Source organism: Streptomyces sp. AC550_RSS872, from assembly GCF_019049285.1.
In the GTDB taxonomy this organism is placed as follows: domain Bacteria; phylum Actinomycetota; class Actinomycetes; order Streptomycetales; family Streptomycetaceae; genus Streptomyces.
The window spans coordinates 106,044-132,531 of the sequence record NZ_JAGMUL010000008.1 but is presented as its reverse complement, the minus strand read 5'-3'; the positions used below and the strand labels follow the sequence as shown (position 1 = coordinate 132,531).

The 26,488-nt window shown below is 71.0% G+C and carries 25 protein-coding genes; 7 read left to right on the top strand and 18 right to left on the bottom strand.

Annotation, left to right across the window (positions count from 1 at the left end; genetic code table 11):
* Window positions 1-32 precede the first annotated feature (32 nt).
* The 14 genes from KUM44_RS03745 to KUM44_RS03680 form a co-directional block, all read right to left on the bottom strand.
* The gene (locus tag KUM44_RS03745) at window positions 33-308 is read right to left on the bottom strand and encodes a hypothetical protein (RefSeq protein ID WP_217206206.1); all 276 of its coding nucleotides are present in this window, start codon (window positions 306-308) and stop codon (window positions 33-35) included.
* Between the two features lie 457 nt (window positions 309-765).
* Window positions 766-1,026 carry a hypothetical protein gene (locus tag KUM44_RS03740; RefSeq protein ID WP_217206205.1) on the bottom strand — a complete coding sequence of 87 codons (261 nt, stop codon included), beginning with the start codon at window positions 1,024-1,026 and terminating at the stop codon, window positions 766-768.
* Between the two features lie 21 nt (window positions 1,027-1,047).
* Window positions 1,048-1,443, bottom strand: a complete 396-nt coding sequence (locus KUM44_RS03735; protein ID WP_217206204.1) for a hypothetical protein — start codon at window positions 1,441-1,443, stop codon at window positions 1,048-1,050.
* Window positions 1,444-1,484: 41 nt separating this feature from the next.
* On the bottom strand, window positions 1,485-1,877 hold the full coding sequence (locus KUM44_RS03730) for a hypothetical protein (protein ID WP_217206203.1): 393 nt from the start codon (window positions 1,875-1,877) through the stop codon (window positions 1,485-1,487).
* Window positions 1,878-2,802: 925 nt separating this feature from the next.
* Complete coding sequence (locus tag KUM44_RS03725; protein ID WP_217206202.1) at window positions 2,803-3,402, bottom strand: hypothetical protein; 600 nt, start codon at window positions 3,400-3,402, stop codon at window positions 2,803-2,805.
* The gene (locus KUM44_RS03720) at window positions 3,368-4,171 is read right to left on the bottom strand and encodes an FkbM family methyltransferase (RefSeq protein WP_217206200.1); all 804 of its coding nucleotides are present in this window, start codon (window positions 4,169-4,171) and stop codon (window positions 3,368-3,370) included. Before KUM44_RS03720 ends, KUM44_RS03725 begins: the two co-directional genes overlap by 35 nt.
* Complete coding sequence (locus tag KUM44_RS03715) at window positions 4,168-4,413, bottom strand: Trm112 family protein (RefSeq protein ID WP_217206198.1); 246 nt, start codon at window positions 4,411-4,413, stop codon at window positions 4,168-4,170. The genes KUM44_RS03720 and KUM44_RS03715 overlap by 4 nt, the downstream gene beginning before the upstream one ends.
* Window positions 4,410-5,345 (bottom strand): hypothetical protein, encoded by a 936-nt coding sequence (locus KUM44_RS03710; protein WP_217206231.1) that lies wholly within the window; start codon window positions 5,343-5,345, stop codon window positions 4,410-4,412. The genes KUM44_RS03715 and KUM44_RS03710 overlap by 4 nt, the downstream gene beginning before the upstream one ends.
* A gap of 24 nt (window positions 5,346-5,369) precedes the next feature.
* Window positions 5,370-6,119 carry a class I SAM-dependent methyltransferase gene (locus KUM44_RS03705; protein ID WP_217206196.1) on the bottom strand — a complete coding sequence of 250 codons (750 nt, stop codon included), beginning with the start codon at window positions 6,117-6,119 and terminating at the stop codon, window positions 5,370-5,372.
* Window positions 6,116-7,522: a condensation protein gene (locus tag KUM44_RS03700; RefSeq protein WP_217206195.1), complete on the bottom strand. Its 1,407-nt coding sequence runs from the start codon at window positions 7,520-7,522 to the stop codon at window positions 6,116-6,118. The genes KUM44_RS03705 and KUM44_RS03700 overlap by 4 nt, the downstream gene beginning before the upstream one ends.
* The gene (locus KUM44_RS03695; RefSeq protein ID WP_217206194.1) at window positions 7,519-12,012 is read right to left on the bottom strand and encodes a DUF3367 domain-containing protein; all 4,494 of its coding nucleotides are present in this window, start codon (window positions 12,010-12,012) and stop codon (window positions 7,519-7,521) included. The genes KUM44_RS03700 and KUM44_RS03695 overlap by 4 nt, the downstream gene beginning before the upstream one ends.
* Entirely contained in the window at window positions 12,009-12,758 is a 750-nt protein-coding gene (locus tag KUM44_RS03690; RefSeq protein WP_217206193.1) for a bifunctional 2-polyprenyl-6-hydroxyphenol methylase/3-demethylubiquinol 3-O-methyltransferase UbiG, read from the bottom strand. The genes KUM44_RS03695 and KUM44_RS03690 overlap by 4 nt, the downstream gene beginning before the upstream one ends.
* Before the next feature lie 94 nt (window positions 12,759-12,852).
* Window positions 12,853-14,004, bottom strand: coding sequence for a glycosyltransferase family 4 protein (locus KUM44_RS03685; protein ID WP_217206192.1), 1,152 nt, complete (start codon window positions 14,002-14,004; stop codon window positions 12,853-12,855).
* Between the two features lie 218 nt (window positions 14,005-14,222).
* A complete protein-coding gene (locus tag KUM44_RS03680; RefSeq protein ID WP_217206191.1) occupies window positions 14,223-15,209 on the bottom strand; it encodes a DUF3068 domain-containing protein in 987 nt (328 codons plus the stop codon).
* Window positions 15,210-15,430: 221 nt separating this feature from the next.
* Between KUM44_RS03680 and KUM44_RS03675 the strand changes: the two genes are divergently transcribed.
* Together KUM44_RS03675 and KUM44_RS03670 are read left to right on the top strand one after the other, a co-directional pair.
* A complete protein-coding gene (locus KUM44_RS03675) occupies window positions 15,431-15,583 on the top strand; it encodes a hypothetical protein (protein ID WP_167348315.1) in 153 nt (50 codons plus the stop codon).
* 2 nt (window positions 15,584-15,585) lie between these two features.
* A complete protein-coding gene (locus tag KUM44_RS03670) occupies window positions 15,586-16,842 on the top strand; it encodes a helix-turn-helix domain-containing protein (protein ID WP_217206188.1) in 1,257 nt (418 codons plus the stop codon).
* Between the two features lie 266 nt (window positions 16,843-17,108).
* Here KUM44_RS03670 and KUM44_RS03665 read toward each other — a convergent pair whose 3' ends face one another.
* Window positions 17,109-17,678, bottom strand: a complete 570-nt coding sequence (locus KUM44_RS03665; protein ID WP_217206186.1) for a DUF2269 domain-containing protein — start codon at window positions 17,676-17,678, stop codon at window positions 17,109-17,111.
* A gap of 240 nt (window positions 17,679-17,918) precedes the next feature.
* On the opposite strand from KUM44_RS03665, the gene KUM44_RS03660 reads away from it, so the two are divergent.
* Both KUM44_RS03660 and KUM44_RS03655 read left to right on the top strand, forming a co-directional pair.
* Window positions 17,919-18,692 (top strand): IclR family transcriptional regulator, encoded by a 774-nt coding sequence (locus KUM44_RS03660; RefSeq protein WP_217206184.1) that lies wholly within the window; start codon window positions 17,919-17,921, stop codon window positions 18,690-18,692.
* A complete protein-coding gene (locus tag KUM44_RS03655) occupies window positions 18,689-19,540 on the top strand; it encodes an SMP-30/gluconolactonase/LRE family protein (RefSeq protein ID WP_217206183.1) in 852 nt (283 codons plus the stop codon). The genes KUM44_RS03660 and KUM44_RS03655 overlap by 4 nt, the downstream gene beginning before the upstream one ends.
* Window positions 19,541-19,565: 25 nt before the next feature.
* Here KUM44_RS03655 and KUM44_RS03650 read toward each other — a convergent pair whose 3' ends face one another.
* The 3 genes from KUM44_RS03650 to KUM44_RS03640 all read right to left on the bottom strand — a co-directional run bounded on the left by KUM44_RS03650 (window position 19,566) and on the right by KUM44_RS03640 (window position 22,929).
* A complete protein-coding gene (locus tag KUM44_RS03650) occupies window positions 19,566-20,972 on the bottom strand; it encodes an NAD(P)/FAD-dependent oxidoreductase (RefSeq protein ID WP_217206182.1) in 1,407 nt (468 codons plus the stop codon).
* Window positions 20,969-22,198 carry an MAB_1171c family putative transporter gene (locus KUM44_RS03645; protein ID WP_217206230.1) on the bottom strand — a complete coding sequence of 410 codons (1,230 nt, stop codon included), beginning with the start codon at window positions 22,196-22,198 and terminating at the stop codon, window positions 20,969-20,971. The genes KUM44_RS03650 and KUM44_RS03645 overlap by 4 nt, the downstream gene beginning before the upstream one ends.
* A gap of 89 nt (window positions 22,199-22,287) precedes the next feature.
* Window positions 22,288-22,929, bottom strand: coding sequence for a toxin-antitoxin system, toxin component family protein (locus tag KUM44_RS03640; protein ID WP_217206181.1), 642 nt, complete (start codon window positions 22,927-22,929; stop codon window positions 22,288-22,290).
* A gap of 342 nt (window positions 22,930-23,271) precedes the next feature.
* On the opposite strand from KUM44_RS03640, the gene KUM44_RS03635 reads away from it, so the two are divergent.
* Genes KUM44_RS03635 through KUM44_RS03625 form a run of 3 tightly spaced genes read left to right on the top strand, consistent with a single transcriptional unit; the run spans window position 23,272 to window position 26,431 of the window.
* A complete protein-coding gene (locus KUM44_RS03635) occupies window positions 23,272-24,621 on the top strand; it encodes an extracellular solute-binding protein (protein ID WP_217206180.1) in 1,350 nt (449 codons plus the stop codon).
* A 14-nt stretch (window positions 24,622-24,635) separates the two neighbouring features.
* The gene (locus KUM44_RS03630) at window positions 24,636-25,574 is read left to right on the top strand and encodes a carbohydrate ABC transporter permease (RefSeq protein ID WP_217206229.1); all 939 of its coding nucleotides are present in this window, start codon (window positions 24,636-24,638) and stop codon (window positions 25,572-25,574) included.
* The gene (locus KUM44_RS03625) at window positions 25,571-26,431 is read left to right on the top strand and encodes a carbohydrate ABC transporter permease (protein WP_217206179.1); all 861 of its coding nucleotides are present in this window, start codon (window positions 25,571-25,573) and stop codon (window positions 26,429-26,431) included. The genes KUM44_RS03630 and KUM44_RS03625 overlap by 4 nt, the downstream gene beginning before the upstream one ends.
* Window positions 26,432-26,488: the final 57 nt, after the last annotated feature.

Below are 26,488 nucleotides of genomic sequence, written 5' to 3'. Positions count from 1 at the left end.
GGGGCGGTCACCTGATATGCGTCCTGTTCACGCTAATCCCAGTCGCTCTGACTGTCGAACTCGGTGCCTTCGGAAGTGCCATACGAGGTGGTGGTGGATGTGGACGTGGATCGCACAGCGGTCGCGCTGTCCGAAGAGATCAGCGGCATCGTCACACCGTCCTCGGTCACGGTGGCGATCTGCCGACGCGGGTCGTAACCAATGGTCGACCAGTCGATGTCGACTTTCGTTCCCGAGCGGGATTCGCCGGCATAGCGCAGCCCGAAGGGTAACTGGCCTGCCGTCTTGGTCTGTTCGGCGTTCGTCACGGTGTGCCTTCCTTGTCGCTTGCATGCACGGGACAGGCTTTTCGACGCGCCTCTGCTACCTGCCCGGCAGTTAATGGGAGAAACATCCGGCGCCGTTCACCCCTTGTCGAGTCCCTCGACGCCCTCCGCCACGCGCACGAACACGCCGGACGGGACCACCTTGGTGACCGGGCCGCGCACGACCCGGCCGAGCTGGAGCTTGTCGAGCCGAATCTCTTTCTGGCGCTGCGCACCACATCGATCCCGCGCGTGGTCGAGGCGATTCGATCGGCGGCCGTCCTGTGACCGCCCGACCCGCCAAGGCGTGGACGGCGAGGCAGATGACCGACGAGGCCCTCAGGCAGGTTGGTTGAGATGTCAGGCATCTCGATCAACGGGCCTGGGGCCTCGCTTCATCGCGTTCTGTGGACGGCCCCCCGATCCGCGGTCGGCTCGGAGTGACCGAGTGATGCGCGTGCTAGCACCTCTGCGGGCTTCCGATCGGGCCGATCCAGTGACAGAAGCCGCCCCAGTTGAAGTGCATGTCCAGACCGTCAGCGCCCATCCGCTGGTTGAATGCCCACTTGTGGACGCCTATGGCAACCTTCACGAACGTACGCCATGGTTCCGGAATGGCGTCGAGAAACTTCTCCGCCTCCGGATGGCTCGCCGCGACCCAGCAGCCGACATCGCGATTCAAGTGGGCGATGAATCCCCACCACCGGAACTCCAGTTCCACTTCATACCCCCCAAGAAGCCGCTATTCTTCCAGTGCGCCGAAAACAGGTTGAATGCTGCCGTCTTCGGTGACTTCGACCACTCCGTCAGCGATCAGCTGATTGAGTCGGTCCACGGACGCCGACAGGTATTCGACGTACTCCGCATCCAGGTCCTTTGGGGGGCTCCATCCCACGTTGCTCCCCTCCGCGTAAGACTCTCCGAGAGACGTGAGAGCCTTGTCCAGGAGGGCGCCACCGTCACCCTTGCCCATGGTCGACCAGAGCTTTGCCAGCCTTGCGGTACTCCCGCCAAGGCCCGGCAGGGAAACGCGTGCGGTGGTCGGGAAGCTGGTCTGGGAGGACCAGGGCGGTACCTCTCGGGGTGAACCGGAGGACAGGCGGAAGTCGTTCCTGAGTGGACGTCGTTCTTCAGTCAAGGAAATCACTCCATTCCACTCCGCTCCTTCGGCCGGGAGCGTCAATCGAAGATCACTTCTTTTCCTCGGGTGCGCCCGAGATACCGGCACTCGTCGCGCAGGTGGTCGTAGACCCCCCAGTAGGTCCATCCGCCGATGGTGACCCTTACCGTCTCCATCCACATGTTGACGCGCGGCAGCGCAGCCTCGATTTCGGCTTCACGGCTCTGAACCTGGAGATAACGCATCAGGTCTCCCGCCAGGTTTCGGACGGAACGCCGCACCACGTCGTTCTCGCGTGGGTCGTGGAGCAACTCGCCTGTCTCCCCGACGTACAGCTCGCCCTTCTCGTACAGCGTGTGCACCTCATCGAGGCTGCTCCGCGTCTCCTTGGACAGGTGCACTTGTGCGTACGGTCGGGCGGGGCGTAGTTCGTCGTCGGTACGCCTGCTCATCGGTCCTCCTGGCCGTGCTGTGTACGGGTGTTTCTGGTGTTGTCCGTCACCACGTAGGGGCACACCGCGCAGACGTTCGCCCCGTTGTCCGCGAACCAGCGGCACCGTGCGCGTATGCCGCATAGCGGGAGACGTGTGCTCAAGGATGCACTTTCCAACTTCGAGTGCATACTGCTGAGTTCAGCCCCTAGCCGGCAATCGGTTCCGCCCCAGTTCCGGCATGCGTTTTGCACGCACGGACCAGCGAGACGGAATTTCTCTGCTATGCGTTCACCCTCGTCCGTGAGTGATTCGAGGAAAGCAGGGTCGACCGGGGCCGGCGGAGTCATGAACACGACCCGCCGTGCCGGGGTGATCATCCCGAGAAATATGGTCGCCCTCTCAGTGGAGGAACTCGGGCAGATGTGCCCTGCCCCCTCGTCGGATTCCGGACTACCCATCGCGGAATATTTGTCGCTCGAGTGCGGGACCAAGCTCCGACGCTCGAGCGCCGTCAAGGACCCAGATGCCAAGCCACTCCGGCCGCAGTCGCAGTCCGGAATGCCCCAGCACTATTGCGTCCCCCATTCGTACATCTGTCTCGGCCAAGGCGCCCAGGGCGGCTTTCTGTACGGCCGCGGATATCTGACGCTTGTGCTGGTCGGTCAACTCGATGCCATCCAGCACGACCCGAAACTCATGCTTATCCGTACGCTCCATCGCACCCCCTCAGTGGGATACCGCAGAACATACTCGACACCTCAGGGTGTGAACAGTGGACTCCTTATGATCGAGTCACGTACACAATTGGACTGAAGGGTTCACCGGTGACCGTGTTAGTCGATAGCCAATTTCGTCTCAGTGGCAACAACGATCATTGCAAATGGGGGGATTCACTTCCTACCGCTTCGGGACACACCGATACGGCCGGCGACGTACCATTCCTTCAGTCGCGGACGGCAACCCGCTGCAACAGTCCCCAAGTGAACTCCGCCACCACCTCCCGCCGCACCCCCTCCCCGTCCGGCGCCGTGAACGCCAGCCCCCACCGCGTCGGCGCCGTCCCCTCCAGGGGGCGGGCGGGGGCGAAGGCGCGGGCCGCCTCGTCGACCGTGCAGGACCAGGGGGTGAGGTCGGCGAGGGTGCGCAGGGGCGGGCCCGCGGCGCCGGGGGCGCGGACGAGCCACTCGTTCCACACCGCGCCGTTCGGGGCGAGCAGCACCTCGAAGCGCAGGTCGGGCCAGAGCGGGACCGGCCACAGCCAGGCCTCGCAGTCCAGGTCGCCGACCTTGCGGGTGACGACGGACTCGGGCGCGCCGAGCACCGAGCGATAGCGGGAGGCGGCCCCACGGGCCCGGGGTGAGCGGACCATGGCCTGCCAGCGTTTGTTCGCCTCACGCATGCCGACGAGGGAGACGCCCAGTTCGCGGCGGGCCTCCTCCACCAGGTCCGGGTTGTGATCGGCCATGCGGCGCAGCAGCACCAGCTGGAAGTCGAGCGGGGTGAACGGGTCAGCGGGGCGTTTTCCGGAGGGCATGCGTTCCATCGTCGCCGACGGGGCGGCGGCCGTCGGGGAGGAAGAGGACGGAATTGACGTACCGCGGGCCGCGGAAGGGCAGGACCCGGCGCAGCAGGCCCTGGGTGACGACGTACGAGGTCTCCGCCTGGTGGGTCTCCAGCGGGAAGCGGCTCAGGGGCACCCAGTCGCGGCCCGGCAGGACCCAGCCGTCGTAGCCGAGCAGGGAGAGGTACGTCACGACCGGGGCGATCGGCTGGATGCGGGACTCCAGCTCGACGAAGAGCGCGGGCCGGTCGCGCGCCAGGACGCCGGTCGCGCCGCGCAGCACCGCGAGCTCGCTGCCGTCCACGTCGACCTTGACGAACCCGACGTCCTTGAGGCCGAGTTCGTCGAGGGTGACACAGCTGACCGGGAGTGCCGTGGCGTGGATGTTGCGGCGGACCAGGGAGGACACCCCACGGTCGCCGGCGTCGTGCGGCGGCAGCCAGAGCCGGGCCGCGCCGGGTCGCTCGGCCGCCGCGGCCTGGACGACCCGCACGTTGGGCGGGGCCGTCGCCGCCAGCAGCCGCGCGAGATGCGGGACCGGCTCCACGGTCACCACACGGCGGGCCCGTCTCGACAGCCGGCGCGTCCATGGCCCGTACCACCCGCCGACGTCCACGGCCGTCCCGCACCCGGCCGGGCACAGCTCGGCCAGCCGGGCCAGCTCCGGTTCGAAGCGCGGGTACACGGCCCGGGCGAGGGCGGCGACCAGGCGGGTGGGCAGCAAGGGGGCGATGTGCGCGGCCAGGGTCATGGGGCCATCCGCCCGAGGAGTTCCTCGTGTTCGTCGTCGGAGACCTGCTCACCGGAGGCCGGCAGCAGCTGGGGGATGCCGTCCACGATCGGGTAGCGGCGGTGCAGACGCGGGTTGTACAGCGCCTCGGCCGCCGCCTCCGCACCGTCCGGCCCGTCCGGCCCGTCCGGTACGACGAGGTGCAGCGGGCCCTTGTCCAGCGGGCACGCCAGGATCTGGAGCAGCGGATCGTCGGGCTTCATGGCGGGGTCAACTCCTTGGCACCGATGGGCGGTTGATCGGACGACGGCGGTGGCGGCGCGGGCGGGTCGTGCCGCGGCATCGCCAGCAGTACGGCGACGGCGAGCGCCGTACCCGCGACCCGCAGGGCCAGCCGCAGCGGGTCCTCGGGCAGCGTCTCGCCGAACGACAGCGTGCCCAGCACGGCCGTGTACAGACAGGTCACCGTCGTGCACACCGGCACGATCAGCGAGGCCCGGCAGCGTTGCAGCGCCGCCTGCGACATGACCAGCCCGAACGCGCCCGTGAAGAGCAGGAGGTACGGATACGGGGAGCGGAGCAGATCCAGCAGCGCGCCGCCGATCCCGGTCGCCGTCAGCCGGCTCGACACCCCCTTGATGGCGAGCGAGCTGACCCCGTACAGCAGCCCCACCGCCACGCCGTACTCGACGCCGGTCGTCGGCAGCCGGTGCCGGTGCCGGGCCCGGCGCTCGGCCGAGTTGTACAGCCACACGCCCGCCGCCAGCGAGGGCACGCACACCAGCAGGATCAGCGGATACGGGGCGGCCCGCCCGACGGTCTCCCCGCCGTCCGGTCCCTCCCGCAGCGACAGCACCACCATCAGCAGCGCGGCGAGGATCGCGCCGAGCGCGTACCGCTCCCGCCCGCTGGTCTCCTCGCCCAGCAGCCGCGCGGACAGCAGCACGAGAAGCACCAGCCCGGAGACGAAGATGCCCTGCGCGGCGGCGATCGGCAGGGTGCGGTAGACCACGAGCTGCGCCCCGAACCCGGCGGCGAGAGAGAGCGAGCCGCCGATCCACAGCGGGCTGCGCAGCACCAGCCGCAGCAGCCGGGCGGGTTGCCGGATGCTCACCTGCGGCAACGCGGTGAGCGCCCGTTTCTCCAGGACGAAACCGAGGCTGTACAGGGTGTTCGCCATCAGGGCCGCGCCCACTCCCCACCACATGGTCCACGCCCCCTAGGTCCGCCGTGCGTGCAGCAGCAGGATCGACGCGAGCGCCGGCCTGGCACAGGCCAGCCGGTCCAGGGGCCGCAGCGGACGCGGTACGCCGTGGAAGGGCGCCCCCGCCAGCCGTACGACCTCGAATCCGGACGCGGCGACGAACTCCCGCAGCGCACGCGCGGTGTACAGCCGCAGATGCCCCACGACCTCCCGTCCCGGCCGGCCGTGGATGCCGCGCAGGCTGACCTCCGAGAACACCGGCTGAACCCCTGCCAGCAGCAGAGCGCGGTTGTACCAGGCGGCCAGGTTCGGGGTGGACAGCATCAGATGGCCGCCGGGGCGCAGCACCCGGCGGATCTCGTCCAGGGCGGCGTCCGGGTCGACGAGGTGCTCGATCACCTCGCTGAACAGCACGGCGTCGGCGGACCCTGTCGCGAACGGCAGCCCGCCGTCGGTGAGTTCACCGCGTACGGCGTACGGGATCCGGGTGCGGGCCCGCCGCAGCGCGTCCTGGGACCAGTCGATGCCGACGATGCGGTGGCCGGTCAGGAAGGGAGCCGCGGTGGCGGCCGCGGTGCCGTCGCCGCAGCCGATGTCGAGGATCGTGCGGGTGCGGCCCGCCGTGGCCGGTCCCAGGGCGTCGGCGAGCATACGGGCCTGGCGGCGGCTGCGCGGGGCGCCGGAGGCGACGGGGACGGCGGGGTCCTCGTAGAAATCCCGCAACTCGGGCGGCTTCACGGGGGATGTCGTCGTATGTGCCTTCACGGGGTCACCTCCGTGCTGTGCAGATAGTGCTCGAACAGGTCCCGCAGATGGGCGCCGTCCCCGTGGCTGAGCAGGGCGCGCGACCAGCGCAGGGCGAGGTGCAGGCGGCCCGCGGTGGAGGCCGTGGTGACGGTGAGGCCGCGGGGCATCCGGGCCGGCGCCGAGAACCACACGGCGTGCGCACGACCGGCCTCCTCGCCGAAGTCCAGGGGGTAGGGGATACGGCCGATGTTGCTGAGGAGGGTCGTGGAGGTCCAGGGCGCGGCGGCCCGGCGCAGTCCGCGGGTGAGGGCGGCGCGGACGGCGACCGGTGCCCAGGGCGCGGTGAGGAGGGAGGCGCCGTGGCCGAGTTGGGGCCGGGGGAGGGCCTTGAGAGCGCGGGTCCGGGTGGCGGTGCGGTGCAGGAGGGCGGGCATTCCGGCCGGATCGTGTGCGGCCAACTCCTCGGGAGCAAAGGGGACTTCGACCAGCCGGGTGCCGTTGCCGATGGGCATGGAGGCATCCCGTGGGCGGTCGTCCACGGGCATGGTGATGCGCAGGGGGCGGGGGCGGGCGCCGTGCTCCCGGTTCCAGTGGGCGATGGTCAGGGCGGTGGTGACCATGAGCTGGTCGTTGACCGTGTAGGGGGAGCCCTTGGGGCGGTGGGGGAGGGGGAGCTCGGTGACGAGCATGCCGTTGCCGGGGGAGGGTTCGGGGCTGCCGGACGCCACCCGCGCCGGGCGGGACCAGTTGGACGGGGTGTCCTCGGGGGGCGGTGGCGCCTCGGACGTCGTCCGCACGGGGGGTGCGGCGGGAGCATTGTCCTTGCCGCCGTACAGCTCCGCGGCGGTGGCCAGGACGCGGAGGCAGGCGGGGCCGTCGAGGGCGGTGTGGTTGATGGTGAGGAAGAGGACGGTGCCCCGTGCGGTACGTGGCTGAGGAGCGTCGTCGGCTCCGCGCAGCCGTACCCCTACGGCGTCGGAGGCCTCGCTTCCCTCGACCCGTCCCGACCCCGCCCCCGCTCCCTCCACCACCTCCAGCCGTATCGGCGGCGAAAGGGACAGGGGAGGCGCCTGCGTCAGTGCCCGGGTCCGGGCATCCCGCAACGCGTCCCGACCCGGTGCCGGAAAGCCCACCACCTCCACGTCCGGCTCCGCCGTCAGCTCCCATTCGTACCGGCGCCGGTACCACCGCCCCGGCGCCTCCCGCATCAGGATGCGCGGATGCCGCCGCAACGCCTCCGCGAAGGCCGTCCGCAGCCGCCCCCCGTCCAAGGGCCCCGGCAGATGCACCTCGATGTGCACCGTCTCCGGCTCCTCCTCCTGGAGACAGTGCCGGGCGACCTCGTCCACGACGGGAAACGGGACACGTACAGGTGGCCGCGACGGACCGTCGGCGCGTGCGGGCTGCTGAAGCGCGGTCATGTGGCGTCGCCCTTCCGAGGGTGCTCCTCGGGCTCCGGCCGGTTCCCGGGCGCCGTCGTGCCCTGCACCCCAGTCGTGTCGTCGGGGCGGCTCGTCCGGAACCCCGGCTTGCGGAACCCGCCGATACGCGCGGTCGGCGGATCCGGGTCCGGCCCGCCGGGGCCGCGGGCGGAGACCGTCGGCCCGGATTCGGGCCGCGGGGCGGAGCCGGGGCCGGGAGCAGGGTTCGTCGCACCGGGTGGTTCGGTCCCCATCGGACTCCGCCCGCGCCGACGCTGCGGCAACGGCCGCGTCGGCGCCGTCGGCGCGGCGGGGGCCGGGCCGCCCGCGGACGCGCCCGGTCCTCCCGGACCGCCCGTCGTCCCGGCCGCCCCCACCGGCTCCCGCACCGCCACCACCCCGGCGAACAGCCCGATCAACGCCAGCAGTTGAGCCGTAGGACCGAACGCGCCCTCCTCCGCCCCCACCGGCTCCCCGGCCCCGAGCGCCGCCGCGACCCCCGCCCCGGCCAGCGCCACGAACGCGAGCGGCACCAGCAGGGCGTGCCTGCGCCAGGCCACCAGCGCCAGCGCGGGTACCAGCAGGGCGAACCAGCCGGCGATGAAGACGGCCACCACCGTCACGGCCACCGTGCCCAGCCACAGACCCGGCAGCGGGGGAGCGGGCTGGGGCTCGTCGGGGTTCGGGGCGCGGCGGCGCCACGCTGCCAGCCCGACCAGCAGCGCGAGCGCCACCGCGCTGCCGATCAGCCCGCCCTCGTACAGCACCGCAGGCTCGTACGACAGCTCGACCGCGCCGCCCGCCCCGGCGGGGATCCGCCAGCCCTGCTGCCAGCCGTCCAGCCGGACCGGCGTCAGTTCCCTGCCGTTCAGGGTGGCGTGCCAGCCGTCGTTGAAGTTCTCGTACATCGTCAGGTAGCTCGCCGCACCCGAGCCGACCGTCACCGCGCGCCGGTCGCCGAGCCAGTCCCGTATCTTCAGGTCGCGCGCGGCCGTGGAGGCCTCGGCGACCGTGCCGCGCGTCAGCCTCACGTCGGTCAGCGTGAGCGGACCGGCGTCCCCGGACTCGACCCGGTGGTCACCGGCCGGCAGGCGCAACTCGGCGTTGTCCCGGCCGCGCCGGCAGAGCGTCACCTCGACCTGCCGCCGTTCCATCAGGTCCCCTACCGTGCCCCGCACGCTCGTCCGGTACAGCTCCCCGTCCACCGCGACGACCGGCCCCTCCCCGCACGGCAGCGAGAACGGCCGGCTGCTCCTCGGCTGAGGCGTCCGGTACTGGTCGAGGGCCGGGACGTAGGCCTCGGTCAGGCCCACCGGCAGCCGCAGGTCCTCGCCCACCATCGGGTTGTAGAGGGTCAGTGGTGCCGTCTGTGTGACCGTGATGTCGAGACGGTCGGTCGTGATCGCCGGGAAGCGGACCCAGCCGTTCTCGTCGACCCCGGCGATCACCGCTCCGTCCGGCGAGCTGATGTGTACCTCGGTCGGACGAGTGGAGAGGCCGCCCGCCGGTGCCAGCACGATCTCTCCCACCGCCTGCTTTCCGGGCCAGCGCAGGTGGAGCGTGGGCCGGTCGCCCGCGATCCACGCCGTGGTCAGGTCGCCGTCGGTGAGGTTGCGCGGCGACAGGCCGGCCCCCAGCCGCGCCGTGGAGTCGGCGGTGGCGACGATCCGGTTCCGCTGCTCCGGCGCCACCTTGTACAGCAGCTCGTCCAGCTCCTCGCCCGCCACCGGCACCGCACTCGCCCGTACCTCGTACGTCCCGGCCGTGGACGTCGTGAAGCGCCGGTGCAGTCCGGCCTCCGTGCCCGTCGGCGACAGCCCGGTGGGGTCGGCCGTACGGGACAGGGAGACGATCTCGGCGGCGGCCGCGGAGTCCTCGGCGTCGGTCGGCAACCGCAGCAGCCGGGTCACCTGGACGTCCGGCAGGTCGATCTCGGAGAAGCCCGCGCCGGTCAGCCCGGGCCGCCGCGCCACGGAGTCCGTGATCGTCAGCTTCATCCAGCTCGTCGCGCCCGCAGGCGCCTTGACCGTCTGCGTCGAGCCGTCCGGCCGGAGGAAGGAGCTCACCGCCCCCTTCTCCGTCTCCACCCGCACCCGGGTCGCCGCCTCCCGCACGCCCTCCTGCGGCAACGGCGTCACCTTGAACGACTTCGGCATGTCGTACGACCCGCCCGTGAAGCCGATCCGCAGCCACTCACCCTCCGGCGACCCCTCCGACCCCTCGGTCCACGCCGTGTCCGGGTTGCCGTCGAAGGCGTTCACCGGGTCGAACTGGGGGAGATGGAAGAGCCAGCTGCCGTACGACGACGCCGTCACCGACCGCGCGCCCCGCAGCTCGGCCACCGTCTGATGGTCGAGGCCGGTCGTCGGAAGGATCTGGTGCGGCTTCTCGCCGGCGTCCTGGGCGGCGTCGGGCGCGTTGCGCTCGTCGCGCGTGTACGTGTACGACGTGCCCGCGTTGACCAGCCCGAACCGGGTGTCCGCGCGCCGCAGCCCGTCCCCGACCACCTGTAGCCGGGGGGAGCCGAGCCCGGGATGGTTGTCCCCGGTCAACACGCTTGCCCGGCCCCGCAGTTCGGACGCCAGCGGCAACAGGGCCTCCGGCCCGCCGGACACGACGGCCGTGTCGGCGACCGGCTGCACCCCGGCCTGGTGCGGACGCGGCACGTCCTGGCCGGCCGGCTTGTAGATCTCCACCGCCCGCTGCCGTGGATACAGCCCCTCCACCTGGAGCGGGGTGCCCGGCGCGATCGTCCCGCCGGTCATGACCGGCCCGAGGCCCGTCACCCGTTCGTACCCGGACTGCTCCAGGGTCCGCTTCACCGTCGTCGTCGGCACCTGGCCGATCTGGTCGGGATCGAGGTCGTTGCGGACGACGACGTAGTAGACACCGGCCCGGCTCAGATAATCAGCCAGCCCCGGCACCTCACCCCCACTGGTCAGCGCCTGCTCGACCGCGTCCATCGCGCGCCGGTTGCCGGGCGTGCCGAACGGTACGTAGTCGCGCTGGGCCCAGCGCGAGTCGGCGAGGACGTCCAGCGGCTGGTCGATGGTGGAGCCCCAGGTGTAGATGCCGTGCGCGGTGGCCGGCACGACGAGGGCGCGGGCGTCGGGGGAGTACTTCTCCATCCAGTCGGCCGTGGCCTGCCAGTACTTGGGGAGCTCCTTGAAGGACCCCGGGTTGAGGATCGACCCGTTGAGGTACGGCCACATCAGCCCCGGCAGCACCAGCACGGCCGCGATCAGCGGAGCGAACCGCCGCCCCCGCACCGGCCGCGCCCCGCGCGCCTGGGCCGCCACGCCCACCAGATGGGCGAGCCCCAGCACCAGCGCCAGGGCGAGCCCCGTCTGGAACTTGTAGATGTTCCGGAAGGGCACGAGCCCGCCGTCCAGCCAGTCCTGCACGACCCCGTGGAACGGCGCCCCGAACGCCCCGCCGTACCCGGCGAGCAGGATCAGCGCGACCGTCACCACGGTCAGCACCAGCCACCGCCGCTCCGGCATGTCCCGCCGCGCAAGACCCGCGAGCCCCAGCCCGGCCGCGAGCGCCGAGCACACGATCACGACGACGGCCGAGGCGACGGTCCACCCGGCCGGCAGCCAGGCCTCACCGAAGTGCAGATAGGCGACCCAGTTCCCGCCGCCGCGCAGCGCTTCGGTCGCCGACATGGTCTCGGTCGTGGTCTGCGAACTCTCCACGTAGGGAAGGAAGTTCTCGCCGTACGTCCCGAGCAGCAGAAGCGGAATCACCCACCAGGCAGTCGCCAGCACGACCCCCGGCACCCACCACCCGATCAGCTTCCGCTGCCGCGGCCCCGGCGGCCGGGACAGCAGATACAGCCCGACGGGCAGCAGCGAGGCCAGTGTGGACGCGGCGTTCACACCCCCCATGAAGGGAATGATCAGGGCCGACCGCAACGCGGCGACCCGCGCCGCGTACCGCTCATCGGTCAACGGCAGCAGCACCCACGGCAGAAACGCACCGGGCAGCGCGGCGGCGGACGTGGATCCGACGACGATCGTGAACACGGGCCACAGCGCATAGACGACAGCACCGAGGAGCCGCGACCCGCCACTCCCCACCCCCAGTCGTTCGGCCAGTCGCAGCGCACCCCAGAAGGCGACCGACACGATCAGCGACAGCCACAGCCGCTCCGCCAGCCACACCGGCAGCCGTACGACGTCGGCCAGCCAGTAGAACGGCAGCATCGGCCACAGATAGCCCGAGTACTGGTTCTGGATCCCGCCGAAGCTGCCCTGGTCGGACCACAACTGCCCGAGATCGGCGAGGAACCGCCCCGGATCGACGGTCACACCCAGCTTGGTGTCGAAGGTCTGCCGCCCCGGCTGCACCGCCAGCAACAGCACGAACACCACGGCCCAGAAACCCAGCAGCCAGCGCCGCGACCGCGGCCCCTCCGGCGGCCCCGAGGCGGGCGCGGAGGTGGGCACGGCTGCCGGGGGAGGAGCCTGGACCGTGGTCGTCGTCATGGTGGACACCGCCTGAGGATGAGGAGGAGGTTCCAGGTGGCGAACTCGCGCAGTCCCGGCGCCTTCACGACGCCCTCCGCGAGAAACGGCCAGTAGCGGGAGCGCGCCGAGACGATCTCCACGTCGTCCCGGGCGCGGACCTGCCGCAGGGTCGCGCCGATGTGCACGGCGAACAGGTTCTCGCCGAGGGTGTGCTTGGCGGCCCGTCCGGTACGCCGCCGGTACCGGGCCCGCGCCCGCTCGGCACCGAGGTAGTGCCAGGGCGCCCACTCATGCCCGCCCCAAGGGGACAGCCAGTTGGTGAACGACACATAGACCAGCCCACCGGGCCGGGTCACCCGCGCCAGCTCACTGAGGAACGTCTGCGGATCGGCCACATGCTCCAGCACGTTGGAGGAGAAGGTGACGTCGGCGGCCCCGTCCCGCAGGGGTAAGAGATACCCGTCGGCGACGACGGCCCCATCGGGCGGCCTCTCTCCGAGTTCGCCCATGTCGGGCTCGAAGAGGTAGGCCTGCGCACCACGCCGCCGGAACTCCTCGGTGAAATAGCCGCTCCCACCGCCGACATCGACGACGGTACGCCCGGCGACGGGACCGTCGTATGCCTCGACCTGATCGACGGAGTCACGGGCGAGAAGCGAGTAGCAGCCTTCGGGATCGTCCTGTTCATGAAGAAAGGCCCGGAAGAGGGCGAAGGAGCGCTGGAGAGACGGATCTTTGAAACGCCGGTGCGGAGACGCACCCAAGGGGCGCGGGGCTGTGACATTTGCGGCTCCGCCGCGTGGGCGCGACCAGCCACGAACAACCGGCACCCGCGAGACAACCGAACCCCTCCGGCGTTTAGGCGCCACGTCGCACCGCCTCGGCGGCAACCGCCCGAAACTGCCGAACCGTCCGATCCCAGCGATAGCGCGCGGCCCGATCCCGAGCCGCCTTGCCCATCAACTCCCGTCGATGCCCCGACAGGGCCAACGTGCACCAGGCGGCGGCGAACGACGACTCCCCGCCCGCCAGCACCCCGGTCTCCCCGTCCACAACCGAATCCCGAAGTCCAGGCACATCAAAGGCAACGGTCGGCGTCTCCCGCGTCGCGGCCTCGGTGACGACGAGCCCCCACCCCTCCACGGCCGAGGGATGGAGCAACAGCCACGCCGCACACAACAGCCGATGCTTCTCCGCCTCCGACACATGCCCGACGAACTCGACGCCGGGGCCCGCCAGTTGCTCAAGGGACGCCCGCTCGGGCCCGTCCCCGACGATGACGAGCCGCCCCCCGGTCACGGGCCGCACCCGCTCCCACAACCGCAGCAGCAGATCGATCCGCTTGTACTCGACGAGCCGCCCGACAGCCACGAACAACGGCTCGGGCGAACGCTCACCCAAGGGTCCCGGTTCCTCGACCCCGTTGTGCACCACACGGATCCGCTCCCGCTCCACGCCGATCCCGCGCAGAGCCTGCGCGGTCGACGGAGAGACGGCAACGAGCAGACCCCGCTTCTGGACCCCCGTCAGTGCCCAGTGCTCCAGTCTTCGACCAAAACGGGCAGCCGGGGCCAGGACCCCACCGAACCGCATCGGCCACAGATCGGTATGCACATGGTTGACCAGGCACAACGTCGGCCCGCGATGCCACAGCGGCGCGAAGTACGGCATCCCGTTGCAGACCTCGACCAGCAGATCGCAGTCCCCGACCTGACGGGCGAAGGCGGATCTGGCGCGCAGATAGTGGCCGTACGAGCCACCGGCCGACACGACCCGGTAGTCGCGGTAGGCCGCCGGGCCCCCGCACAGCAGGGTGACCTGGTGGCCGAGTCTCGTGAGGCCGTCGGCGAGTCGGTCGACCAGCAGCTCGGAGCCGCCGGCGGACCGGTTGCCCAGGTCTCGATGGGCGAGAAAAACGATTCGGCGCGGATGTGGGGGGAGCGCCGGGGATTGCTGCTGCGACGCCCAGGGGAGGGTGGCGCGCAGCTGGGAGGGCACGTGCTGGGGCATGAGCGCTCCAACTCGTCTCAGGGTGCGGAACTCAGCGTGGGGGAGGGGAGGGTTTGGGTACCTGTGGGGGGATTCGAAGGTGCTGGACTGTTTACGGTCGTTGTGCGTGGGGTGTGGACAGGCTGTGTCCGGGTGGGGGTGGACAGTTTTCGCCCAGCGGTTCGCCACGGCTACTCACCGGCGTGACAATTTCGGGCTTTATTAGAGCTGACGTCACGTCACATCGTGAGCGTGGGCTGGGGCATCTCGACCGTACCGGCGGATTCAGGCCGCTTACGCCCGCGTACCACCAGAACGCCACCCACCACCGCAAGCGCGAATCCCGCCCCAGCAGCCCCGATCGGCAGCGTCTCGCCCACCATGCGCAGCTGACCGCTGTCCCGCTTCGCCTGCCGCACGGCCTCCTTCTGGGTGGCCGTGGTGAACGCGATCTTCTCGCTGTCCAGCAGCACCGCCGCGTCCTTGTCGCCGCCGGGCGCCCGCAGGGTGCGGCGCGGTCCGGTCTGCGCGTAGACGACCCGGCCCGTGGCCTGATCCACCACGAGTTTGAACCCGTGGTTGGAGTACCACTCCTCGGCCAGCACCTGCGGGCGGTCCGGCTCGTCGACGAGGCTGCCGGGGACTAGCCGGGTGCCGACCTTGCGCGGCGCGACCGTGCCGGTGAAGCGGTAGCCCGGGTATCCCTGGATCTTCTCGGTGCCGTCGTAGCGCAGGGTGATCGTGGTGCCGCCGGTGTTGTCCCACCACTGGTAGGAGCGCTTTTCCACGTCGAAGGGGAACTTCAGATACGCCTCGCCCTCGATGTACGGCGACTCCTCGCAGCAGTGCACCGGCCGGGTCGTCCTGCGGTCCATCACCCAGCGGTGCGGGGTGAAGTCCAGCGCGTCGTGCGGGTCGGCGGCCGGCAGCGACTTGTCGGTGTCGACGGTGGTGATCACGTCCCAGACGGCGTTGCCGCTGCGCTCGCTTTCCGCCACATTGCCGCGCACCCGCTGGGTGACGGTGATTTCCTGGTCCGGCACGGTCTCGATCCTGTCCGTGTCGAAGACACTTCCGGTGCCCTTGTACTCGGCGGTGGTGTCGATGTCGATGGGGTTCACCGCGGCACGCGGGGCCACGTACCAGGCCAGCATCGGCGCCAGTACCAGCAGAAACGTGCCGAGGCCCAGCAGGATCAACGAGAGAGGTGAGGCTGTACGGCGCATCCGGCACTCCTGGGGATTGACGCATGGTCGGTGCACGCTCGGTGCACGGTCGTTGCCTGGCCGTTCTTGGGCCGGGAACCGTAGGCGCCCCTTGACGGAGTGTCAATGTCTTGACGGGCCGACCCCGCTTGTCGAGACTGAAGGCGACAGGCAGGGGGCGCGTTCAGGCTGGCGCCACCGGGGTGGGGACGACCTCCGGATGCAGAGAGGCTGACCCTGCGATGTCCAGACTGCTCGCCGCCGCGCTGACCGTCGCGCTCGCCGCCGTACTCGCGGTGGGCGCCGCGCTCGGCGTCGTCGCGCTGCTGGAAGCGACGCCCGACCAGCCCAACACGCCCTTGATCACCTACGAGCAGGCAGGCCAGGGGAGTTGACCGTGGCCGCGACCCCCGCCACCCCCGAGGTGGTCTCCCCCGCCGTCGCCGGCCGCTCGGCCTGGCGGGACGTACCCCGCTTCCAGGTCCGCCGTTTCGCGGAGCTGGTCATGGCGGACGCCCCGGTCCTCGCCGAGGAGATCCTGCGCGAGATCCGCCGCGAGTACCCGCATCTGCCGCTGGTGCTGGACGAGTCGGGCGAACCGATGGCCCTGGTCGGCATCCGCCGCGCGATCGAGGTCTTCGTCCAGCACCTGGAGACCTCGGAGGGCCGCCCGACCGTCCCGCCCGGCGTCTTCCAGGACTTCGGCCGCGGCGAGGGCCTGGGCGGCCGCTCCCTGGACTCGCTCCAGGCGATCTACCGGATGGGCGTACGACTGGCCTGGCGCCGTTTCGCCGAGATCGGGCAGCGCGTCGACATACCGCCGCCCGCGATGTACGAGCTGGTGGACGCGGGCTACGAGTACCTCGACGGCCTCGTCGACCAGTCGGTGCGCGGCTACGCGGAGGCGGCCGCCCGCCAGGCCGGCGAACGCTTACGCCTCCAACGCCGCCTGATGGAACTGCTGTTGGCCGAACACCACCGGGGTGACCCGGCGGACGCCCTGACCGAACGGGCGGCCCGGATCGGCTGGCCGCTGCCCGAGAAGGTCGCCGTAGGGGTCCTCCTGCGCCCGGCGCGGGAGGCGATGGCACCGGCCGTGGGGCAGGGCGTGCTGCTCGACATGGAGTACGAGCAGCCGCGCATGGTCGTCCCCGAACCGGACGCCGGAGGCCGCCCCGAGCTGCTGCACCGGGCCCTCACCGGCTGGTCGGGCGCGATCGGACCGCCCGTCCCCCTGGCCGACGCCGCGAAGTCCCTGCGCTGGGCCGAGGCGGCCGTACGCCTCATGGAACGACGCCTGCTGCCGGGCGGCGACGTCCTGTACTGCACCGAGCACACGGAGGCGCTGGTACTGCTCCAGCCCGAGGAACTGATCGACGACCTCGCGGTGCGGTGCCTCGCCCCCTTGCGGCACTGCGGACCCACCCACGGACGACGGCTCGCGGAGACGTTACTGGCGTGGCTGGAGACCAGGGGCGGCGCGCCCGAGGTGGCGGCCCGCCTGGGGGTTCATCCCCAGACGGTCCGCTATCGGCTACGGCAGATCCGGGAGCTGTGGGGCGACGAGATGGACGACCCGGATCGCCGGTTCGAGCTGGAACTGGTGTTGCGGGCACAGCGGTTGAGGGGGGCGCTGGGGGAGAGCCCCAGTTAGGGGGTGTTTCGAAAGTCCCGCACAGCACCCACGGCGCCCGGCACGCACTCTCGCCACACCGGCCGAAACCCCAAGTACGTCCAGTACGAGGGCTTTCGTCCGGCGCGCCGAGAGCACGCACCGGACACCGCGGGCGCCGCACAGGACTTTCGAAACACCCCCTAGCCCCGCCCCTTCGACCCCGCCCCCCAGGGCCCGCGGCCCCGAGACCCCCGCTTCGGCCCCGAAAGGGCCTCGTCCTCGAACGCCGGGCGGGCTTGAACGGCTCAGGCGGTCCGGCGGGTGCGCTCGGCAGGCTGCACCGGCCTGCGGGGGGTCGCGCGCAGCCTGCGTCCGCGGCGCGTCAGCCCCCAGGGCTTGAGGACCGAGATCACCGTCATGAAGACATACGCGGACAGCGACACGATCGGCCCCATCATGAGTCCGGTGGCATCGGGCAGCGGCTCGCCCGCGGCGACGGCGGCGACGGTGGTGCCCAGGCCGGGGCGCAGGGCGAAGGTCGTGGCGGTGGTCGTGGCGAGGGTCAGCCAGAACTTGATGTAGACCCAGCGGTGGCGGGCCAGCCCCCATTGCGTGCCCAGGGACAGCACCAGTCCGCTGATCAGTGTGAGGAACGCGACAGGCAGCAGCAGCCAGTCGGCGAACAGCTTCATGGCCCGTACGGACGCCTCCACGGTCACCGCGGAGCCGGTGCCGGCCGCGGTGACCGCGAGCGCCAGCAGCCCGAGCGAGAGCCCGAGCCAGCCGGCGGAGGCGACGACATGGACGACGAGGACGGCCCGGCGGACGGGACGGCTCAGTTTCCCGGCGGACGCGGAAGAGGTCGTGGAAGACATGGACAACACCGTGCCGGGCGCGGGCGGCGAGCACGTCTGACAGGGGGAGTAAGCCGGTGTACTGGCGTGGGCGTACCCGGCGGCATCAGGGCTGCTCCGCCTGAGCTCTCCCGGAGCTTTCGAGCTGGTCCGCGCAAGGCCATTGCAGGGGGAAACGGAAGTTGAGTAGCCTGTGTTCGTTATTCCGATCGGCTGTTGAAATCTCGAACGCAGCCTGACATCCAAGGGAGGGTGCCGGACGTGGGACGCCTCGTACCAGCCGTGACCCGGGCTCTCGACATTCTCGAGCTCTTCCTCGACGGGGACGGCACGCTGTCCGCCCCCGACATCGTGCGCAAGCTCCAGCTGCCGCGCACCACCGTGCACGAGCTGGTCACCACGCTCGCAGCCCGGTCGTACATCGTCCAGGTCCCCGGTCAGCCGGGACGGTACCGCCTGGGCGTACGGCCGTACCAGCTCGGCAGCCGGTACGCCGAGCAGCTCGACCTCGCGGCCGAGGGCCAGCAGGTCGCCCGGTCCGTCGCCGAGACCTGTGACGAGACCGTGCACGTGGCCATCCTCGAGGGTACCGACGTCATCTACATCGCCAAGGTGGACTCGACACACGCGGTGCGCATGGTGTCCGCCGCCGGGCGGCGCCTGCCCGCCCACTGCACGTCCGTCGGCAAGATGCTGCTGGCCTCCCTTCCCGAGCCGGAGCTCTCCTCCCGTATCGCGGACGACGCCGAGCTCATCGCCATGACACCCAACAGCATCACCGACCCGGGCGCCCTGCGCGAGGCGCTCGCCGAGATCCGGCAGCGGGGGATCGCCGTCGAGAGCCGGGAGTCCAACCCGGACGTGTCGTGCGTGGCCGCGCCCGTGCGGGACCGTGCCGGGCAGGTGGTCGCCGCCCTCTCCATCTCCGTCCCGATGATCCGCTGGAGCGACGACCGGCGCGTCGAGCTGGAGCAGCTCGCCGCCAAGGGGGCCGCCGAACTGTCGGAGCACCTCGGATACCGGAGCGTGGCATGACGACGACCGCGTACGAGGTGGCGGTACGGGCGGAGGCGGAGCTCGGTGAGGGCCCGACCTGGGACCCGGCGAGCGGCCGGCTGATCTGGATCGACATCCTGGGATCACGGATCCACACGTACGACCCCGTCTCGGGCCGTCGCTCGGTCCGTACGACCCCGCAGCACGTCGGCGCCGTCAAGCCGCGCGCCGGCGGCGGCCTGGTGCTGAACCTGCGGGACGGCGTCGGACTGCTCGACCCGGACGACACCTTCCGCTGGCTGCACCACGAGCCCGTCCCCGGCCGCCGCGCCAACGACGCCGCCGTCGCCCCGGACGGCTCCCTGTGGGCCGGCACCATGCGCTACGACGAGGCCCCGGGCGGCGGCACGCTGTCCCGGATCACCGGTGACGGCACGGTCGACGTGATCCTCGACGACGTCGCGGTGAGCAACGGCACGGGCTGGAGCCCGGACGGAAGCCTCATGTACTACACCGACACGCCCACTCGCCGCGTGGACGTCTTCGACTTCACGGACGGCCGCGCCGTGAACCGGCGCCCCTTCGCCGAGATCGAGGACGGCGCAGGCCTCCCCGACGGCCTCACCGTCGACGCCGAGGGCTGCGTCTGGGTGGCCCTGTGGGAGGGCGCCTCCGTACGCCGCTACACGCCGGCCGGCGAACTGGACCGCGTGATCCCGCTCCCCGTCCCCCGGGTCACGGCCTGCACCTTCGCCGGCCCCGACCTGACCGACCTCTACATCACCACGGCCCGCGTGGGCCTCACGTCGCCGCCCGCGCTGGCGGGCTCGGTGTTCGTGATCCCGGGCGCGGGCAAGGGGCTGGCGCAACCGGCCTTCAAGGGCTGACCCCGCCCGCCGCCCGCCCCTCCCCTCAGACCAGCCCTCCCGCCTTCCGTTCCTCCGCCGTCAGCGGTGGCCCCTTCAGCGGTTGCTTGAGGGGGCCGATCGCGGCGGCCAGGAGGACGGACGGGGTCAGGAGGACTTCGGCGCCGCGCTCCAGGGAGGTCACGTCCGTCACTCGGCGGGCGATGCGGCCGTTGCCGGTGGCGGTGTGCATGAGGCGGGCCACGTAGGCGGCGACCAGGCGCTCCCGCGGGGTGGGGCCGGCCTCCGTCGCACCGGGGTAGAAGACGTCCTGGCCGATGGCCATGTCCCAGGCGGCGGCGACCGGGCGGGTCACCGCTCGTTGGACGCGGCGGGCCAGGCCGGGGGCCGTCGGGGGGTGACGGCGTGTCATGTCCCGCAGGATCAGGGCGCTCTGGGCGGCGACCGCGAGGCCGTGGCCGTAGACCGGGTTGAAGGCGGCGAGGGCGTCGCCGAGGACGACGAGGTTCTCCGGCCAGGCCGGCATCCGCTCGTAGAAGAAGCGGCGGTTGACGGTGGTGCGGGTGCAGGAGACGGGGGACAGGGGCTCGGCGTTCTCGATGAGTTCGCCGATCAGCGGGTGGCGCAGCTTCTCGCGGGCGAACGGGGCGAAGTCCTCGGCCGTGGCGGGCGGTTCGCCGCCGCGGGTGCCGGAGAGGGTGACGATCCACCGGCCGTTCTCGATCGGCAGCAGGAATCCCGCCCGGCCCGGCCCGCCGTCGCGCGGGTCGGGCTGCACGTTGACGACCGGGAAGCCGTCCCGGGCATGCTCGGGGGCGAGGTAGAGGCGACTGGCGTACACCAGCCCGGAGTCGACCTCGCGGCGCTCGGGGGTGGGAAGACCCAGCTCCGAGAGCCACTTGGGTGCCCCGGAGCCGCGGCCGGTGGCGTCGACGACCAGGCAGGCGGGCAGGGTGCGTTCGGCGCCGTCGTCGGTGCGGACGCGTACGCCCGTCACGGCGGCGGCCGAGCCGGTCAGCCCGACCGCCTCAGCCCGCTCGACCAGTTCGATCCGCTCGTCGGCGAGGACCTGCGCGCGGATCGTCGCGTCCAGCAGGTCCCGGCCGGCCAGGATCACATGGTGCGACTCGGGCCAGCGGCGGAACCAGCCCCGTGCCGACATGGCGACCACGTCGGTCGTGACGGGCAGCCGCTGCGCTCCGGCGGCCCGGAGCACCTCGGTGATCCCGGGGAGCAGTTCCTCCATGGCCCGTACCCCGCCCGACCACAGCATGTGCGCGTGCCGCGCCTGCGGCAGCCCCTTGCGGGGCTCGGGGCCGTCGGGCAGGGCGTCCCGGTCGACGACGACCACGCGGTCGGCGAAACCGGCGAGCGCGCGGGCCGCGAGCATGCCGGTGTGGGATCCCCCCAGGACGACGGCGGTTCTGACGTCTGGGGCGGGGCGTTCGTTCATGCGGAGGCACTCTCTGCCGGGGCGGTCGCTCGGGCGCGTACCGCCTCGATGTCTTCGGGATGACGGAGGGCTCGGGACACGGCCTGGATCTCCCGCAGCAGATACGCGGTGTCGGGGCCGGACGGAGAGGCGCCGGCGTCGGCCTCCGGGGATTGCCGCCGGGTGTCGACGGCGTCCAGCAGCATGACGGCAGCCGCGAGGGCCTCCGCCCGCGCGGGCCCGAAACCGAGGCCGAGGGCCGCGTCGTACGACCGTGCGCGCAGGTTCTCGTCGAGGTGCCGGGACACCTGGAGCAGCGCGTCGCGGATGAACGTCTCCCGGCGGATCAGCCGCAGTTCCGCGGTGCCGCGCAGGGTGAACGGCTCGCGGGCGGCGCTGACCGACCGCATCAGCGCGGAGAGGGTCCGCAGGTGCCGGTGGCGCAGCCGGATCCGCCAGTGCTCGTGCAGGTACTGGCCCACGTGCGGGATGATGAAGCCCACCGCGACCAGGGAGGCGGAGACACAGGCCGCCGACGGCGCCAGGTAGGTGCTCAGCCAGTCCAGGTCGTGGCCCGTCCACCGGGCGACGACGGCGCTGAGCTTGGACGCGTCGAAGAGCAGGTTCGTCGCGTAGCCGACGCCCAGGAACCTCAGGCCCCAGCGCAGCCATGCGTCCAGGCCGTCGGTGCGGATCCAGTTCCAGATCAGCCGGGCCGTGATCGTGCAGGCCACGGTGTGGGCGAGCAGGTAGAGCAGGATCTGCTCGCGCATGAACGGCGTCGTGGCGTAGTACGTGTCCAGGTCCCGCAGCCGTTCCACGGGGGCGTCGGCGAGGGCGAAGAGCACCCACAGGGTGACGACCACACCCGCGTAGACGGAGACGACCCAGCGCGTCGCGCGGCGCGTCGCGGCCGAGCGGTTGGCCAGGCCGTTGCGCCAGGCGATGATCAGCAGCAGCCAGGACGCGCACAGCGCGGTGATGAGCGAGTACACCCAGGGCGCCGAGATGTTCGGTACGCCCGTCACGCGGTTGGTCCAGGCGATGGTGCTCGGGGCGGCGAAGACGAACACGGCGCAGGCGAACAGCAGCAGACCGCCGACGGCGCGCAGCAGCGGGTCCCGCCACATCCTGACGATGCTGGGCAGCTTGATCGCCAGGGCGGCGGTGAGGGCGACGGTCGGGATCCAGAAGGAGATCTGCACGTCGCCGAAGAGCCTCTCCGAGGCCGACGCCAGCCCGGTCACCGACTCGGACGCCAGCCCGGTCACCGACTCGGACGCCAGCCCGGTCACCGACTCCGCCACCGGCCCCGACGCCGGCCCGGTCGCCCAGGTCACCGCCCCACTCTCCCGTTTCTGCTCCCGGCCCCGCTCGCACTCCCGCTCCCGCGATACCCCATCGACCGCTGCACCGGCCCGAGCGGTGGCTGCGCCCCCCGCCCGGACAGCAGCGGCCGGAACGCGGCCGCCAACCGGTGCCCGAAGTCGTCGGCCTCGGACTCGTCCCGCTCCCGGGAACCGTTGCGGGCGGCCACCGTGAGGGCGGCGTCCTTCCAGCCGGGCGTGCCGGCGAGGGCGTGGGCGGCGGCCGTACCGTCGGTGTGGTGGTGGCCGTGACCGGCGTGCAGATGCCACAACTCATGGCCGAGGATGACCAGTTGCTGCATCGCCTCGGCCCGCTCCTCGACGATGACCAGGTCGAAGTCCTGGAACTCCACCCACAGCCCGGTCACTTCGATCTCGTCGGGGAACCGCTCGAACCGCAGCTCGACGGGCCGCTCGCCGCGCCGCGCGCTCATCTCCGCGCACAGCGCGTGGCACAACTCGCGGACATCGGCCGGGGGATGGGGTCTGGCACGCAGTGCGGCGCTCAGATCGGAGGCCAGGTCGCGCATCGCGGAAGCGGAGCGTGAGCGCCGCAGCCGTAGCACCGAAGCGACCCGGGCCGCCCTCTTGCGCGCGCCCGCGATGTCCATCGCACCCCCTGTTTCCCCCGCCGCTCGGCGGGCCGTTCGAGCCTACGCGGACCCGCGTGTCCGCGTCATGCGATCCGGCGACCGTAGTTCAACCGGGAACCAAGCGCTCCGCGGGTGGGGCCGGGATTGGTCCCCTTAGGCCCTGTCGTTTGGACGCCGGGGTGATCCAAACGACAGGGCCTAAGGGCGTTGCCGGACCGTAGGTGGCTTCGTGAGGGGTGCTCTGCGCTCGGACGCCGCTCCGAATTCGTGCACGACCCATTGACTAGAAAGCGCTTGCAGCCTACGGTCCCGTTCGAAGTTGCGGGCGCGATCCGATATCTCGAACAGTTAGGGCGGGGAATGGGACGACCTGACCTGAATCGCAGGCAACTCCTCGCCGCGGCAGGCGGCTTGGCGGTGGCCGGCAGCTTCGGCTTCGCGGCGCTCGGGACCGGGGCCGACGCGCTCGCCTCCAGCGCACACACCCGCGTGCGTTACTGGAACCTCTTCAGCGGCGGCGACGGCGCCAACATGATCGCGATGCTGGACGCCTTCCGCAAGGCCGGCCCCGGTATCGACGTGAAGGACTCCACCCTCCAGTGGGGCAACCCCTTCTACACCAAGCTCGCCATGGCCGCCGCCGGCAACCGCGCACCCGACCTCGGCGTCATGCACATGGGCCGGGTCACCGGCTTCTCGCCGGGCCGTCTCCTGGACCCCTGGGACGTGGAACTGCTCGCCGAGTACGGCGTACGGGAGCAGGACTTCAAGCCGGAGCTGTGGCGGCGCGGCGTCATCGACGGCAAGCTCTACGCCCTCCCGCTCGACATCCACGTCCAGCTCTGCTTCTACCGCAAGGACGTCCTGAAGAAGGCCGACCTGCTCGGCGACGACGGCCGGATGATCCCGGTCACCTCCACGGACGAGTGGTTCGACGTCCTGAGGAAGGCCAAGGCCGTCCAGAAGAAGGGCTTCCAGACGATCGGTCTGTGGACCAACGACCAGAACTTCCAGTGGTGGTTCTTCGTCACCTTCTACACCCAGCTCGGCGGGAAGTGGTTCGACGACACCGACACCGAGGTCCTCTTCGACACCGACAAGGCCACCCAGGTCCTGGAGTTCCTGCGCAGGCACGTCACCGACGGGTACGTCATCCCCGGCGCGCCCACGGGAGAACAGTTCGTCAACGGCGCCCCCTTCACCTGGGAGGGCAACTGGTCCGTGCCGGTCTTCTCCGGAGCGAAGCTCGACTACGGCGCGACCCCGCTGCCGCCCGTCTTCGGCAGGCAGGCCACCCACGCCGAGTCGCACGCCTTCGTCCTGCCGCACCAGTCGGACCGCGGCGGCGCCGCCAACGAGGGCGCCCACGAACTCGCCGCCTACGTCGTCAAGCACGCCCTCCAGTGGGCGGCCGGCGGCCACATCCCCGCGTACACGCCGACGCTCGCCACGGACGCGTACAAGAAGCTCACCCCGCAGAACCAGTACGTCAGCGCCATGGACCACCAGGCCACCGAGCCGAAGGTGTGGTTCGCGGGCTCCACCGGCGTCCTCGCCCAGGATCTCGGTCCGGTCGTCGTCTCCTCGACGACGGGCTCCGCCGAGCCGGACAAGGTCGCACGGACGATGAAGAGCCACCTCACCAAGCTCCTCGCCTCGAAGAACCCGATGGACGGCAGGACCGCCGCGCAGGGAGGTGCGGTCGCATGACGGCCGGCGCGCACATGACGACCGGAGCACGGACCGCCCTCGCACCGGCACGCGCCAGGACCGCGACGGCCGTCGTGACCGTCCGCCGGAGGCAGGGCTTCCAGCACGGAGGCTGGTTCGTCGCCCCGTTCCTGGCGCTCTTCGCGCTGTTCGTGATCTGGCCGCTGCTGCGCGGCGTCTACCTCAGCTTCACGGACGCCAACATCTCCGGCGACGGCGCGAGCTTCGTCGGCCTCGACAACTACCGCGAGGCCCTGAACGACTCGGCGATGTGGGAGGCGCTCGGCCACAGCGCCTACTTCACGCTGCTGGTCGTCCCGTGCATCACGGTCCTGGCCTTCCTGCTCGCGATGCTGGCCCACAACATCGAGCGCGGCAAATGGCTGTGGCGGCTGTGCTTCTTCGTGCCGTTCCTGCTGCCCTCGACGGTCGCCGCCAACATGTTCCAGTGGCTTTTCACCCAGGGCATCGGCCTGATCAACGAGACCTTCGGCCTCACCACACCCTGGCTGACCGACAAGTCGTACGCGATGCTCGCCATCGTCATCGAGACCCTCTGGTGGACGGTCGGCTTCAGCTTCCTGCTCTACCTCGCCGCCCTCCAGGGCATCCCCGACCACCTCTACGAGGCCGCGAAACTGGACGGCGCGAACGCCTGGCACCGCATGGTCCACATCACGCTGCCGATGCTGCGCAACATCACCGGCCTGGTGATCGCCCTCCAGATCCTCGCCTCGCTCCAGCTCTTCGACCAGGCCGTCGTGATGATGGACTTCTCACCGGGACCGGAGCTCAGCACCCGCTCCTTCGTCCAGTACACCCTCGAACAGGGCTTCACCAGCTACCGCGTGGGCTACGCCTCCGCGATGTCCATCATCTTCTTCGTGATCATCGCAGTCGTCGCCCTGGCGCGGATGTGGCTGCTGCGCAACCGTGAGGAGGGCGGCCGATGACCACCGCCGTACCGCTCCGCAAGAGCCCCCGTAAGCCCTGGACGCCCAGCCAGATCATCCTCACGATCCTCGGCGTCGCCGTCTCCGCCGTCTTCGTGGCCCCGATCGCCGCGGCCCTGCTCACCTCGTTCAAGGCCGAGGCGGAGGCGGCCGCGATCCCGCCGCACTGGCTGCCGGAGGTCTGGACGGCCCAGGCGTGGAAAGCGCTGTGGGAGACCGGCAACATCACCAACTGGTTCGTCAACTCCCTGGTGGTGTCGGTCTGCGTCACCTCCGTCGTGCTGGCGGTCAGCACGCTGGCCGGATACGGCTTCGCCCGCACCGAGTTCCGCGGCAGGACCGTCCTCATGGGCATCGTCATGGCAGGCCTGATGATCTCCCCGGCGGTCCTCGGCGTCCCGCTCTTCACCACCGTCCAGCAGATGGGCATGGTCGACACCTACTGGGGCATGATCCTGCCCCAGTGCGCGCCCGCCGCGATGGTCTACATCCTCTACAAGTTCTTCCAGGGCATCCCGCGCGAGCTGGAGGAGGCCGCGTTCATCGACGGCGCCGGCCGCTGGCGCGTCTTCTTCACCATCGTCGTCCCGCTCGCCCGCCCGTCCCTCGCGGCGGTCGGCATCTTCACCTTCATCGCCTCCTGGAACAACTTCCTCTGGCCCTACATGGTGACCAACAACCCCGACCTGATGACCATGCCGAACGGCATCGCGACCGTCATGAACTCCTACGGCATCCAGTGGGCCCAGCTCATGGCCGGCGGCCTGATGGCGGGCCTGCCCCTGATCGTCGTGTTCGTCTTCTTCCAGCGACAGATCGTGGCGGGCGTGGCCCACACGGGCCTGGCCGGGCAGTGAACCCACGAGGGAGCGGGTCGCGTCGTCGGCCACGAACCGATGGTCACGTGCTCGAAG

Bases quoted from the DNA above. Each gene is read 5' to 3' on its own strand.
- KUM44_RS03680 (WP_217206191.1), bottom strand. From the start codon at position 15,209: ATGCGCCGTACAGCCTCACCTCTCTCGTTGATCCTGCTGGGCCTCGGC.
- KUM44_RS03695 (WP_217206194.1), bottom strand. From the start codon at position 12,012: ATGACGACGACCACGGTCCAGGCTCCTCCCCCGGCAGCCGTGCCCACC.
- KUM44_RS03725 (WP_217206202.1), bottom strand. From the start codon at position 3,402: ATGGAACGCATGCCCTCCGGAAAACGCCCCGCTGACCCGTTCACCCCG.
- KUM44_RS03665 (WP_217206186.1), bottom strand. From the start codon at position 17,678: ATGTCTTCCACGACCTCTTCCGCGTCCGCCGGGAAACTGAGCCGTCCC.
- KUM44_RS03625 (WP_217206179.1), top strand. From the start codon at position 25,571: ATGACCACCGCCGTACCGCTCCGCAAGAGCCCCCGTAAGCCCTGGACG.
- KUM44_RS03720 (WP_217206200.1), bottom strand. From the start codon at position 4,171: ATGACCCTGGCCGCGCACATCGCCCCCTTGCTGCCCACCCGCCTGGTC.
- KUM44_RS03675 (WP_167348315.1), top strand. From the start codon at position 15,431: ATGTCCAGACTGCTCGCCGCCGCGCTGACCGTCGCGCTCGCCGCCGTA.
- KUM44_RS03630 (WP_217206229.1), top strand. From the start codon at position 24,636: ATGACGACCGGAGCACGGACCGCCCTCGCACCGGCACGCGCCAGGACC.
- KUM44_RS03700 (WP_217206195.1), bottom strand. From the start codon at position 7,522: ATGACCGCGCTTCAGCAGCCCGCACGCGCCGACGGTCCGTCGCGGCCA.
- KUM44_RS03650 (WP_217206182.1), bottom strand. From the start codon at position 20,972: ATGAACGAACGCCCCGCCCCAGACGTCAGAACCGCCGTCGTCCTGGGG.
- KUM44_RS03640 (WP_217206181.1), bottom strand. From the start codon at position 22,929: ATGGACATCGCGGGCGCGCGCAAGAGGGCGGCCCGGGTCGCTTCGGTG.
- KUM44_RS03715 (WP_217206198.1), bottom strand. From the start codon at position 4,413: ATGAAGCCCGACGATCCGCTGCTCCAGATCCTGGCGTGCCCGCTGGAC.
- KUM44_RS03685 (WP_217206192.1), bottom strand. From the start codon at position 14,004: ATGCCCCAGCACGTGCCCTCCCAGCTGCGCGCCACCCTCCCCTGGGCG.
- KUM44_RS03635 (WP_217206180.1), top strand. From the start codon at position 23,272: ATGGGACGACCTGACCTGAATCGCAGGCAACTCCTCGCCGCGGCAGGC.
- KUM44_RS03730 (WP_217206203.1), bottom strand. From the start codon at position 1,877: ATGAGCAGGCGTACCGACGACGAACTACGCCCCGCCCGACCGTACGCA.
- KUM44_RS03655 (WP_217206183.1), top strand. From the start codon at position 18,689: ATGACGACGACCGCGTACGAGGTGGCGGTACGGGCGGAGGCGGAGCTC.